General features: G+C 34.4%; 11 protein-coding genes and 1 tRNA gene. 3 read left to right on the forward strand and 9 right to left on the reverse strand.

The genetic code is table 11. The features are described from left to right. Window positions 1-10: 10 nt before the first annotated feature. A complete protein-coding gene (locus QE109_RS04010; protein ID WP_281093110.1) occupies window positions 11-2053 on the reverse strand; it encodes an endonuclease MutS2 in 2043 nt (680 codons plus the stop codon). Between the two features lie 424 nt (window positions 2054-2477). Between QE109_RS04010 and QE109_RS04015 the strand changes: the two genes are divergently transcribed. Both QE109_RS04015 and QE109_RS04020 read left to right on the forward strand, forming a co-directional pair. Beyond that, window positions 2478-3089, forward strand: a complete 612-nt coding sequence (locus QE109_RS04015; protein WP_281093111.1) for a flavin reductase family protein — start codon at window positions 2478-2480, stop codon at window positions 3087-3089. 8 nt (window positions 3090-3097) lie between these two features. Further along, window positions 3098-4537: a SpoIIE family protein phosphatase gene (locus tag QE109_RS04020; RefSeq protein ID WP_281093112.1), complete on the forward strand. Its 1440-nt coding sequence runs from the start codon at window positions 3098-3100 to the stop codon at window positions 4535-4537. 49 nt (window positions 4538-4586) lie between these two features. On the opposite strand, the gene QE109_RS04025 is transcribed toward QE109_RS04020, so the two are convergent. Together QE109_RS04025 and QE109_RS04030 are read right to left on the reverse strand one after the other, a co-directional pair. Continuing rightward, window positions 4587-5738 carry a ribose-phosphate pyrophosphokinase gene (locus tag QE109_RS04025; protein WP_281093113.1) on the reverse strand — a complete coding sequence of 384 codons (1152 nt, stop codon included), beginning with the start codon at window positions 5736-5738 and terminating at the stop codon, window positions 4587-4589. Window positions 5739-5839: 101 nt separating this feature from the next. Then, window positions 5840-5914 (reverse strand) — tRNA-Val (locus QE109_RS04030). A 116-nt stretch (window positions 5915-6030) separates the two neighbouring features. On the opposite strand from QE109_RS04030, the gene QE109_RS04035 reads away from it, so the two are divergent. Continuing rightward, window positions 6031-6798 (forward strand): hypothetical protein, encoded by a 768-nt coding sequence (locus tag QE109_RS04035; protein ID WP_281093114.1) that lies wholly within the window; start codon window positions 6031-6033, stop codon window positions 6796-6798. A 92-nt stretch (window positions 6799-6890) separates the two neighbouring features. Here QE109_RS04035 and QE109_RS04040 read toward each other — a convergent pair whose 3' ends face one another. From QE109_RS04040 to QE109_RS04065, 6 genes are all read right to left on the reverse strand, one after another. Beyond that, window positions 6891-8291 carry a peptidylprolyl isomerase gene (locus QE109_RS04040; protein WP_281093115.1) on the reverse strand — a complete coding sequence of 467 codons (1401 nt, stop codon included), beginning with the start codon at window positions 8289-8291 and terminating at the stop codon, window positions 6891-6893. A 530-nt stretch (window positions 8292-8821) separates the two neighbouring features. After that, a complete protein-coding gene (locus QE109_RS04045; RefSeq protein WP_281093116.1) occupies window positions 8822-10147 on the reverse strand; it encodes a pilus assembly protein TadG-related protein in 1326 nt (441 codons plus the stop codon). A gap of 44 nt (window positions 10148-10191) precedes the next feature. Further along, window positions 10192-10512 carry a DUF192 domain-containing protein gene (locus tag QE109_RS04050; protein WP_281093117.1) on the reverse strand — a complete coding sequence of 107 codons (321 nt, stop codon included), beginning with the start codon at window positions 10510-10512 and terminating at the stop codon, window positions 10192-10194. A gap of 5 nt (window positions 10513-10517) precedes the next feature. Continuing rightward, window positions 10518-11426, reverse strand: coding sequence for a type II secretion system F family protein (locus tag QE109_RS04055; protein WP_281093118.1), 909 nt, complete (start codon window positions 11424-11426; stop codon window positions 10518-10520). Window positions 11427-11438: 12 nt separating this feature from the next. Then, window positions 11439-12401 carry a type II secretion system F family protein gene (locus QE109_RS04060; RefSeq protein WP_281093119.1) on the reverse strand — a complete coding sequence of 321 codons (963 nt, stop codon included), beginning with the start codon at window positions 12399-12401 and terminating at the stop codon, window positions 11439-11441. A gap of 63 nt (window positions 12402-12464) precedes the next feature. Next, window positions 12465-13799 (reverse strand): CpaF family protein, encoded by a 1335-nt coding sequence (locus QE109_RS04065; protein ID WP_281093120.1) that lies wholly within the window; start codon window positions 13797-13799, stop codon window positions 12465-12467. Between the last annotated feature and the right edge of the window lies 1 nt (window position 13800).

Consider the following 13800-nt stretch of genomic DNA (forward strand, 5'->3'; position numbering starts at 1 on the left):
CTCTATTTAATTAGTTACCCTTTTTTTCAATAACTAAGCCTTTTCCTTTCCCTTTAGTAATGAGTTTGTCTTTTTTTCGATTTTCTTTTGATTCAAAGACAATATCAAGATCATATTCATCTGGGTAAAGTTCAGAACTGTCTAAATAGGGCTTAAGTCTTTTATAATTCACTTTAATACGTTTTCCAAGTACAATAACACCAACTTCTCCTTTGGAATTTTCTCGTTCAAATACGATACCCGTTTTTTTCATCGTTGTAACTAAAACAGCATCACCCTCTTTATACGGTGATATTTTCTTCGGTGCAAACTGGGATTCTTTTTTATAATTTAGTGATTTTGACACTGTGTCATCAGTAGATTCAAGTAAATTAGCTTTAACGTTCTCATCATTTATTTTTAGAAACTCATTTACATCGATTTCCGAGGCAATTAGTGCTTTTTCATAAGACATATTAAAGTCGCTATAATTATTTTGTTCTTTATAGGCAATCTCGTGGGCACGTGAGATGAGTTCTTTTGGCATTCCAATTCTAAGTGCAATATGCAGAGCATTACTTTCACCAGATTTGCCAACATTTAATTTATAAAGCGGACTTAGCGTTTTTAAATCAAACGCCATACTTCCATTTTTAAAATCCGGATGACGATCCGCAAAAGCTTTAATTTCATTATAATGTGTTGACGTTAAAATATATGCCCCTTTTTTATTGAGTTTTTCTAGTACAGCAATCCCTATTCCCATCCCTTCGCTAGGATCAGTTCCTGCGCCAATCTCGTCTAAAATAACCAATGATCTATCGTTTGCTTGCTCCATGATCCTGATGATATTGGTAATGTGAGATGAAAATGTACTTAAGTTCTGTTGAACATTTTGACCATCTCCTATGTCGCATAGTATTTTATCGAAAATTGGAAGCCATGTCTCTTTGCCACACGGAACATGAAGGCCTGCTTGGTTCATAAGACAAAAAAGCCCTACTGTTTTCATCGCGACAGTTTTCCCCCCTGTATTGGGGCCTGTGATTACTAGGTTTCTATTGTTATGACTCAATTCTAGATTCAGTGGTACTGCCAAAGCGCCAAGAAGCGGGTGTCTGCCATCAACGATTTTAAGTTTTCCATCTTCACTTATGTTTGCAAAGGTCGCTTGGTGCTTGCGGGATAACCTTGCTTTTGCAAATAAAAAATCATATGTGATCATCACTTCGTAATTCCGATAGAGCTGTTCTTTATGCGCGGCTAGTAAATTAGTAAGTTCTGATAAGATGCGATAAATCTCATTTTCTTCATCGATTTTAAGTTGTGCTAGTTCATCAGAGAGTTTCTTAACTGCCGCCGGCTCCACAAATACTGTTCCTCCACTACGCGAGCGGTCAAGCACCATCCCATCAATATTGCGTTTGTGTTCGCTTTTTACGGGCACAACATATCTTCCATCTCTTTGGCTAATGATTGGATCCGTTAACATCGATTGATATTTTGTATTAACAAGATAATCTTGTAGTTTTGATTTAACTTTCTGTTCTGTAATATCAATTCGCTTACGAAGCTTATTTAATAGCGAACTCGCATTATCATCAATTCGATCGGTATGAACACATCTTGTCAACTCATCATGAACAGCTGTGAGTAAATCTATACTAACGGCATAGTTAGTCACATTTGATGCAATTTCCATCCTTTCGAGCATAAAGTACCTCATCTTACTTGTATCTTTGATAAATAGTGCCAAGTTGCTAATTTCAGCTATTCTTAACACTTCATGCCTACCTAATTTCTCTATGATCTGTTTGATTCCATTTAAACTATGAAGCGGTACGGTTCCCGCATGATCTAAGACGGCTCTTGCTTCTGAGGTTTCACCAAGATGTCGTAATATAAGATAATAGTCCGTCATTATTTCAAGATTTGCCATTTTTTCCTTAACTTCTTCAGAAATGGCGTAATCGACTAGATCTTTTTTGATTTCATCAAAATCCAATAGTTCTAAAGTATGATTCGTATCATAATTATAATTTTTATTGAAATTGTTGCTATTGTTGTTATTCATTTTAAACATCCTTTCTTATCTCTCGATTCTTCTTTGATTAAGCTAAGCAAAACTTTGTTTGATTTGAATCAAAAGATCTCAAAACAAAAGAGATCAAAAAACAAAAAAACAGCAGACGCACTGTCTACTGTTGGATGTCTAAATCAATCCATATGTGTTATCACAGTGTTCCAAACCAAACTCGAGTAAAGGCAAGACAAATAAACCTTTTCAGGTTTTTGTACTTTACTCTTTAAGTTTATTAGTTTAGAACGACTCCACTCATAAATATCTCCTCATACCGGCTTTGACTTAACTAAGCTCGGATTTCTATTTAATTTTAATACATTTTTCACTTTTCTTCAATATTAACTTTTTGTTTACTTTATAAAAATCTTGTTCTTTGCTATAATTTAACAAACAGGACCTCTAAAAGGAGTGCAGTATGAGCAAAGTTTTATGGAAACCAGGTACAATGGTTTATCCAGCTCCAGCAGTTATGGTTTCATGCGGGACCATGGAAACACCAAATATCATTACAATTGCATGGACAGGAACAGTTTGTACCTCTCCTGCCATGACATATATATCTGTTCGTAAAGAACGCTATTCATATGATTTCATCAAAGACTCTGGAAAATTTGTTATTAACCTTACGACTAAGTCACTTGTAAAAGCAACTGACTTTTGCGGCGTAAAATCCGGTCGTGACTTTGATAAATTCACTCATTGCGGTTTGACAAAAACGAAAGGAACACTCACAGATGTACCCATGATTGCTGAATCACCTGTCAATATTGAATGTGAAGTCACTCAGATTGTAGAACTTGGCAGTCACGATATGTTTCTTGCAAAAGTACTTGGAATTACCATTGAAGATTCATACCTTGATGAAACTGGTAAATTTCGTCTGGATAAAGCCGGTTTGATTGCCTATGCACATGGCACTTACTATGATTTAGGAGATCCACTTGGTACTTTTGGTTATTCAATCATGAAAAAGAAAACGCAAAAGAAACGCAATCAAGCTAAAAAACAAAATCGAGAAAAAACATAGGAGGCCAAATGTTTAGGCGCTTTTCTCTATATATTGACATCGTTACTTCTCCAAAGTACTATGCCCCCATTTTAAATATAATAGAATCGTATACAGACCTATGCGAACCTATTACCAATGTCTCAGTGCAGATCGAAAAACCAAATTTTGTTTACAACCTATTGCTCATTGAATTCGAAAAAATCGGGCAAAATCATCATCCGTTAGCTACATTAAAAGAATCATATAATCACGTCATAGTCATAAATGTTCCTGACAGCGAAGAAGCTTACGCATTGCTCTATAAGCATGCCATTCACAAAACACTTCGTGAAGGTTTTTATGAAAGTGAGCTTACTTCAATTTTAAAAGAATATATGCAATCTGAACTACTTACCAATGAAAACACTTTACTTGATAACTTGTTTAACAGTGCTCAAAATTCAATTGTAATAACCGATCGAAAAGGCAATATACAATATGCCAATCCATACTTTGAAGCACTATCAGAGTTTCCAAAAGAGGCACTCATAGAAAATTCACCTAGGCTCATAAAAACAGGGCAACACTCAGATGATTTCTATAAATTATTATGGGATACCATTACTCAAGGGAAAGTTTGGGAAGGTATTTTTATTAACAAAAGTAAGAATTCACAGATTTTTTATGAAGAGGCTACCATTACTCCTATCTTAAATTCTCATGGCACAATTGAAAAATATCTAAAAATTGGGAAAAATATTACACGCGAGAAAATGTTGCTTGCCGAGCTTTCTAAGGAGATTAAAGTTGCAAAAAGGGTTCTTAACTCCTTTTTACCAAACAAAGTAAATGATGAAAGGTTAAATTTTGATTTTGAACTCATAGATTTCAATGAAATAGGTGGTGATTTTATCTATTTCAAAAAAGTTAATGATCAACGCTATTTGTTTTCGATATTAGACGTTATGGGCCACGGGGTATCCTCTGCACTTGTAGCGCTTATTGTGACTCAGATGTTTGATGACTTGATGTTATATCTTCCTATAGAAAAAACGGTTTGCGATATCAACACGTCTCTTTGCAACCTTAATAACGAAGACCCAGATAGCAGCAAATTTGTTACTGGTATTTTCATGGATATCGATTTTTCAGATAACAAACTCACTTATATCAATGCCGGTCATCCAGATGCACTTTTTTCATACGCTGATGGAAGCATCGTAACACTCACCTCAAACAACATGATTTTAGGTATACTAGAGGATGAACATGTAAGTGCAATGACCGTTGATTTGAATAATCTAAAAAAGATACTCACTTACACCGATGGACTTTATGAAAACCACGATCTAAACTTAGATGATACAATGACGATCTTACTTAAGGAATTAAATCACGTTGAAAAATCTTCTGACGTAGCCTCTCTTTTTGGCGACTACGACACAACAAAAGATGATGCAACTGTTTGTCTCATTAAGTTTAACTAAAAAAACATATTGTATTTACTCCTTTGAGAGTAATACAATATGTTTTTATTTATTTAAATGATTTTGCAAACTTCAACAAATCATTAATACTCTTCTTCGTATCTATCAAATCACTAATTGACTGATCGAAATTCAAGCGATTAATAATTCTACCCATAAACTCAGACATGTCTACCTCAGCAAACCAAGGCGCTTGTCTTGCAGCTTCTGGAACATAAGATAAATTAGTCGTATACAATCGATCAATTAAACCTTGTTCATAAAAACTATTAAATTTCTCAATGCCTTCTGTAAATAGTGCGTATGTTGTGGCTACGAAAATTTTCCCCGCTTGTCTCTTTTTAAGTTCTAGTGCTATATCAAACACTGATTCACCAGAAGCAATCATATCATCTACGATTAAAATATTGCAATCTTTTACATCTTTTCCAATGTATTCATGTTGAACAATTGGATTCTTACCTTTTACAACCCTACTATGATCTCTTCTTTTATAAAACAAACCGATATCAAACCCAAGTACTCCAGAATAATAAACAGCTCTATCCATAGCACCTGTATCTGGACTAATAAGCAGCATCTTAGATGGATCTTTAAATAGTTCTTTTTCATCTGTTATAAACCGCTTAACAATATCTAAAGTTGGATATAAATTTTCAAAAGAAATCAGTGGCACCGCATTTTGAATCGTTGGATCATGCGCATCGAATGTTAAAATATCATTTACACCTAGTTTTTCAAGTTCTTGCAAAGCCATGGCACAGTCTAATGATTCTCTACCTTTTCTACTATGCTGTCTCGATGCATATAAAAGTGGCATCATCAGCGTAATTCTTCTAGCTTTTCCAGCCATTGCAGATAATACACGTTTAATATCTTGGATATGGTCATCTGGGCTTTTTCTATTTTCAAAACCATACATTGTATAGGTGACATCATAATTACCAATATCGGTAATAATATAGATATCTTTTCCTCTTACTGACTCTTCCAAAAATATCTTTCCTTCTCCGTTAGAAAATCTTACTTCCTTTTTCTGAATAATATAAGATTCTGGAAGTGTATGTTCATCTTCAAAGTTAGTTCTTCTCATCTCCAATAAATGATCGTTTACACATTTACCAATGGTGTCACAATTGTCCATAACGATTAAACCAAGTTCTCCAAATTGAATATGCTTATATAAATCCTCTTTCCTCATTACACACCACCTCTTTCTTAATCTCACTCATTTATTACCCACTCACTCTCTATCATACACTGAAAATTAAAAAAAGCTAAGAACAAAATGTTCTTAGCGGCTGGTGCGAGATAGAGGATTCGAACCTCTGGCTTCTTCCACGTCAAGGAAGCACTCTACCTCTGAGTTAATCTCGCATATGTTCTTGCTTCACTATTATGACATATTTTTTTTAGGCAGACAAGTACTCAATGTCATTTAATTATAATATTAGCATCATGTTACAGTGGTATAATTATAATGAGGTGATAATATGAAAACTAATAAATTCTTTCTTAAAAAGACACTATTAACTTTTACACTGATATCTCTATTGCTAATACTAGCCAGTTGTAGCCCTGCTACAAATGAGACAACTGAAGCGATCACTACTGATTCTTCTCAAATGACTTCGCTTGAAGAAGAAAACTCTTCTTTACAAAGCCAATTAGAAATAGCAGACAATCAAATTCTAGAACTAGAAGATCAAATTGCTACTCTAACCACTCAAATCGAATCAGAACCAGCTCCTTCAGCTTTGAGCTCCAATGTGTTAATGTCTGCACTTGATGTAGCACAAGCACTTAAAGACAAGGACATGGCTATATTAACAAGCTATGTTCACCCAAGTTTAGGTGTTAGATTTACGCCATATGGTTATGTAGATACTGTGAACGATCTTAATTTTTCGGCTGGGGCTCTTTCAGCTCTACTTGGTGATCCCACATTATATACTTGGGGCGCTTATGACGGTTCTGGTGATCCAATCAATCTAAACTTTAATGATTATTTAGATGAATTTGTATACGACGAAGATTATGTTTCACCACATTTGATAGGGATTAATACGGTTATAGGCACTGGCAACTCCATAAACAATATTTCTACAGAATATAGCGGATCGACCTTTGTAGAGTTCCACTTTACTGGTTTTGATCCACAATATGGTGGTATCGATTGGTCAAGTCTCATCCTGGTATTTGATAACGTAGGCGGTGACTGGAAACTGGTTGGTATCGTTCATAATCAATGGACAATCTAGTAAGTAAAGCATCATACAGAAAAGGTGTTGTCTAAGCGAAGACAACACCTTTTTTTTATATTTTTTATTGTAATTGACTATTAAGCCTTTAATTAGTCTACAATCTTATCTAATAAATCACTTTCAATTGTAATTGGATAAGTCTCTGATAGTTTAGCATAATCAGCACTATATGCAATCTGTTTCATACTTGCAACTACTTCATTTTTCCAAACTGGAGAACCCGCTTTAACGAAGTACATCACATGGTATCCATAATCTGTTTTAACAACATCTACATCGCCAGATTTTCTACTCGCATCAAAAATCCAATCGTTAAACTGAGCAACCATTTCACCAGGAGCTACACTTTCATATAAGCCGCCATTCGCTTTAGAACCAGTATCTTCAGTGTACTCAGTCGCTAGTGCAGCAAACGAATCTTCTGTTGCATCGCCAGCTTGCCACTGTGATACTAAATCATCTGCAAAGGCCTTAGCATCTTCATCAGTACCATAAGTTGTTGCAGTTAACAAAATATGTCTAACATCAACTGTAACGTCATTGTTTCTAGTAGCTGTTTTAGTCAAAAGATAAACTGTTTGAACGCCAGAATCGGCATCTTTACTTATAAAGGTTTGGTTAACTTTTGCATCATCTGCAAAAGCCCACTCACTTACATCATCACCTTGTGTATAATTAACATTAAGAGATTGAAGTTTTGCCATTTCTGCATCTATATCTAAAGATGCCTTAGCTTCTTCACTTGTTATTGATTCAATGTGATTTTTTACATAAGCTTTAAATTCGTCAGCTGTTGTAACTAATGCCAACTCCTCAGCACTCTTTGCAACATCAGCATCAGTGATATTGTTAGCTTCATCTTTACTGAAGCTATATGTTAGGAAATCAACACGTCTAAAATTGTTCATGTTTCCATCATAATGCTCTTGAATTTGATCATCTGTAAACGTATAGCTATCTGTTATGTCAGCATATACTTTATATGCTAAAGTACTCTTTTGCAAGAAACTTTCATAATCTGCTCTTGTAAGTGATGCCCCAAAACTGTCCTTGAAGTAAGCTTCTACACTATCAAATCCAGCTTCCTTTGCAGCAGCATCAACTGCTGTTAATTCTTCATTAATTTTAGTTGTATCTTCGTCATTTAAAACGATACCACGAACTTTTGCATCTTCACTGAAGAGTAAAAAGTCTTTTGCATAATTCACTGCTTGTTCCATCATGTAATCGAACCAAGTTGTATCCTCTGAATATTGTTGATCTTTTAATGACTTTGTCGTATCAACACCTAGATAAGATAGATACGATGCACTTTGGCTATAAACATAATTATATAAATAAGCCATCTCACCTTTAGTAAATCCGTAGTTGTCTGTATATACGTACTTTGTACCGTTATCAGTTTGATCTGCTTTGTCGCCATTACTAGAACATGCTGCAAGGCTTAACACCATCATCAATGATAATAAAATTGCTAACGTTTTTTTCATATTAGTCTTTTCCCTTCAAATAAAGATTCTTTTGCACATCTGTGTCAATACTATAACTCTTCAACCTTAAAATAACCTTAAATAACGTTAAATATACTTAGGCAATATCTTCACTCTTTCTTCACAGTTTCTTTTCAAATGATCACATTATGTTGATGTCTACTTAACATTCTCAGGATATACTAAACACATGAAAACGAAATGATTGGAAAATAAGAAGCACCACAAGTACAAAACATTAAAACAAGTAAAAATGATAAACAGAATTTAAAAACTTGACTGCTTTGCCAGTCACAACATGCTAACTGACTCATTTATATAAATCCCCCACTTAATAAGAATCTTCGGATGTCGAGTCCTCTGATTCTGTCACAAGCTATTTGTGACTTAATAAAGAAAGCACGTATCTGCTTGATACCTGCTTTTTTTATTTGCAGATTTTTTAAGTTCTATATAGCATCCATACTTATCTATTCTATCATAATTATTAACAGTTTGAAAGCACATCGAAGTATATGATTTTCATTCAATCATTCAACAATCTTCATAATTCTTAATCCAAAATCTGAATTAGGATCTGCAGAGATATTACTTGATTCTATTTGCAAGTCTTTTAAAAACCTCCCCTCAAACCAGAAACTTGTACCGTAAGAGTTTTTGTGGACTTCCTCAATAAAGAAAGCTGTAAATCCAATAATCTCCATAGGGGTTCCGTCTCGAGTTGTGCGGCTTAACATCTCATTTACAACAGGTATTAATATTACCCTAGCATCTCCAATTTTTGCTTTTGTATAATCAGTATTTGAATCTTTTGCAATTCTTTTATTAAATGCATCTACAGAGGTCCTGCCTCCACTTGATGGCGCGTAATAATACATAACTTCATTGACTGAAAATGTATCATGATAACCATATTCAAGCCATTTAATGTAATCATTAAAATTCGATTCATTTTTAATATGGACATTCATATAATCAAAATGATATGGATATATATCGCCTGATGTATCTAGCGTCTTCTTCTTTACATCTTCCTCTTTTATATATCCAGTATAACCATTATAGGTTATATTATACCAAGTAATATAATTCTCATATTGTCCGATTCTTTTGGCAAAATTATATGTTACCGATTTATTTGTTGGAATTGTTGTTACTGTGTTACTATACATAGAAGCATCCTTTTTCAAACTGACTTGCTTGATTGTTGTATAAATATTTGTAGGAACACCTGATATAGGATAGTTTTTGTAAACAGCGTCTGTTCTATAATCATAAGGATACTGATACCCATATGGATATGGACCTCCACCGTACATACGCATCACATAGACGTTGTCGTAGTTAAATTCTATGGGTTGAGGAATAACAAAAGGTACTATCCACGGAACACTTGCTGCAATACCATATTGTGCAACAGCTCTCGCCGTAACTTTGCCGTCACTAATACCCAATATTTTTGCAAACGAGTATTTTACAGTTCTCTCACATATTACCTCTATCATCGTTGAATCTCCCAAATATGGTGTAGTAATAGTAATTTTATCACCTGAGATGGAATCCGTATAAGAGTATGGACTACTTGAGATTGCAGGTATAGGTTCTGAGATAGCAATTCCATTTTTTTCAGCAAATAATGCAGCCGACATCATAGCTGTATTAGGCTCTGCTAGATCTTGAGCACCAGCCATTGCAGCTGCGTCTACTGTATTTTGCAAGTTAGCTTTGGTGGCATAGGCAGTGCCGACATCAATTGTAATTGCCGCAAATCCTAATAAAACTGAAATCGCTAAAACAAATAATATAAGCATTTGACCTTCATTTTCTGTCTTTATTTTATTAATTATTGCATTCATTCGACACCTCCTATCTTTCATTATTCATACGCAATTAGCTTTTATTAAACACCTTCAAAGAGAACTACTTCATCTTCTTCGATTGAATTGAATAAACCTGATGGCGCTTCAACAACCTTTTGCGCACCTTTTACCGATTTTAAAATACGACCACTTGGTACAGATAAAAACCGTTTAATCACTCTATTTTGAGAATCTAAAAATAATATATCCAAACTAAATCTCATGTTAAAAGTATGAATGCTCTTACAGTTTTCGAAGATTTTCACTTCTGATCTATATGGACGAGTTTGAAACATATATCCAATTAGTCTTGAACTAAATGTGTCCGCGTACTTAACATACGACACTTTCACTATTTTCATATTTATCACCTAAACATTTCTATCATCCTAATAACAGCAGGGCCAAGTATAATTACAAATATGCCAGGAAATATAAAGATTATCATCGGAAATAGCATTTTAACAGGAGCTTTCATGGCTTTTTCTTTTGCTGCTTGTCGTCTTTTTTCTCGCAATTGTGCCCCTTCAATTCGAAGCACTCTTCCTAAACTTACGCCAAGTTCATCAGCTTGGATTAGAGCATTGACCAAAATCGAAACATCTCTAACATCGCAACGATCTGACATATTTCTCAATGCCTGTTTTTTGTCTATCCCCATTCGCATTTCTTTCAGTGTTTTAGCAAATTCATCAGAAAGAACACCGGGGATATTTAGTATTATTCTTGCAATTGCACCATCTAGTGATAGTCCAGCTTCTACACTAACCGTAATTAAGTCTAGCGTATAGGGCAAATCTTTTATCATTCTATTGCTTCGTTTTGTAATTGCAGATTTAGTAGCAAATCTATATATAATTTGTACAAAAGCAAACATCCAAAGCATCAAAAAAAAGATGATTCCCAAGTTAAAATGTAACAATATCGAAAGTAAGCCAATCATAAGTGTAACTACAATTGCTGTCATCATCCTTTTTGCTACAAATCTTTCATAAGTAATATTTTTCAAAAATCCTGCACGTTCTAGAACCGCGCGCTTTTTCTGAGTTGAATATTCAGGAGAAAATGATAAAAATCGTTTTCCTAAAGCATTGAACAGTGGAATAATTACACGTTCTCCAAAGGTTAGTTCCTCCTCAATGTATTGATTTTCAATATTTTCAATATACTCGAGTCGTTTATCAACTTTCATCTTGCTATCAAATATAATTTTTAAAATAGAGAATACCAAGAGCAGAACAACCATGAAAAACGAAATAATCGCAATATATAACATGTCACTCCCTCCTTAATATTCGATATTAATAATTTTTCTAATGAAAAACCAACCTATAACTTGACTGATCAAAGCAAAAATCAAAAGCGCCCGACCAATAATTGTCTCAAATAACATTAGTATATAAGCATTGTCAAACAGATATATTATAAATCCCAGAAAAAAGGGCATTGCCATAATAATTATTCCTGATAATTTGCCTTGAGCCGTTAATGAATTAACTTCATTTTTTATTCTTTGGCGTTCTCTTATGGTTTCTGAGATATTATCTAGAATTTCAGATAAATTACCACCTACATCTTTTTGTATTAAAATTGCATTTATAACCAGCTTTAAATCTTCAGAAGGAACACGTTCAACTAAATTATTAAGGGCATCCTCCATCGGTATGCCTAAACTCAACTCTTTTAATAACCCTTTAAATTCTTGAGAGAATGGATTTTGAGTTTCTTCAGCAGCAACTGCAAGAGCTTGTAAAAAGGAATATCCAGCTTTCAAAGCGTTTGAAATCATCCCCATACCTTCATTGAGTTGTTCATCAAACATCTTTATTTTTTTCTTCTTTCGACTTGATATCATCAAACTTGGCATCATCCATACAAGCAACACACTCATGGCTACATAGACTGGATTCCTTGATATAGCCAGCGTTAGCAACCCCAAACTCGATGTAGCCATTACTTTAATTACAAAAAGTTCTTCAAAAGTAACTGGCATGTCAGCTTGCTTAATCATAAGTGCTTTGGTTTTTCTGCGGTTTTCATTTGTTGGCATACGTTCTAATAATTTAGCAATTCTTTGAATTGGTCCTTTTTTTTCACTTGGTTTATTTTTGATTTCATTAATTAAGATGAGTTCTTCATCATAAGCATCTAATTTACTTATTACTTTTTCTTGTCCTCTAGCCATTTTTAAGATACCAAAGAGAAAAATCAATAAACTTAGGAATAAAGCACCTATCGCAATATAAATCATTTAACCACCTACTCCAAATAAATTAACGCTGTAGAGTCTATTGACTTTACAATGTGAGCAACATCATAAATTACTAAAAACTTGTGGCGATACATGAACACCTTGTTCTTTAAGCGCTTTTAGACAAGTGGGCATTATCCCGGTAAACTGAAACTCACCAACAACTTGACCTTTTGCATCAACACCTTTTTGTTCAAATCTAAAAATATCTTGAAGGATAATTACATCACCTTCCATTCCAAGCACTTCAGTAATATAAGTAATTTTTCTTGCGCCATTAATTAATCTTGATTGTTGAACAATCAAATTAACTGCAGAAGAAATCTGATCTCTTATGGCTTTTACAGGCAAGTTCATCCCCGACATAAGCACCATTGTTTCTAGCCTCGAAAGCATATCTCTAGGCGAATTTGCATGACCTGTCGTCAAAGAACCATCATGACCAGTGTTCATTGCTTGAAGCATGTCTAAAGCCTCTCCTGAACGGACCTCTCCAACAACTATACGATCCGGTCTCATACGCAAACTGTTCTTAACTAAGTCACGTATCGTTACCTCTCCTCGACCTTCGACATTTGCGGGTTTAGTTTCAAGTCTAACAACATGCGGCTGTGGCAACTGTAGTTCTGCGGCATCTTCTATGGTAACAATCCTCTCATCTTCCGGAATAAAAGAAGACAATACATTTAATGTAGTTGTTTTTCCACTTCCTGTCCCACCAGACACAACGACATTCATTCTGCCTTCGACACAAGCTTTTAAAAATTCTGCCATTTTGGAGTTCAATGTTCCAAAACGTACTAAATCTTCTATTCGGAAAGGATCTTCAGCAAACTTTCTGATAGTTATAGACGGGCCATCAATAGCAAGTGGTGGTATAATTGCATTAACGCGGGATCCGTTAGGTAGTCTCGCATCTACCATAGGAGAGCTTTCATCTATTCTTCGTCCTATAGTGGAAACTATCTTTTTGATAACATGCATCACGTGGTTATCATCCTTAAAATGAATATTTGTCATGACTAATTTGCCTTTAACCTCAATATAGACTTGATCCGGTCCATTAACCATAATTTCTGTGATACTACTATCTTGTAGAAGCGTTGTAATGGGACCAAAACCAATAATCTCATCAAGAAGTTCTTCCAAAATACGTTTCTTTTGAGGCGGAGTTATATTCAAAGATTCCTTCTCAATATTTTTAGAGATAATAATTTTCAACTCCTGCTTTAACTCTTCATTTTGCTCTGTTATCTCTGTAAAATCAATATCTAGCTCTTGAATTACTTGAGCTTGAATTTTCATTTTCAATTCAATATACGGATCTTTTTCTTTTTCGATATTCCGCGTCATCTTTTTTTCTACAGTTGTGTCTTCCAATCTTTTTTTTAATGACAAG

It is taken from the genome of Fusibacter bizertensis, from assembly GCF_029914245.1.
GTDB classification, from domain to species: domain Bacteria; phylum Bacillota; class Clostridia; order Peptostreptococcales; family Acidaminobacteraceae; genus Fusibacter_C; species Fusibacter_C bizertensis.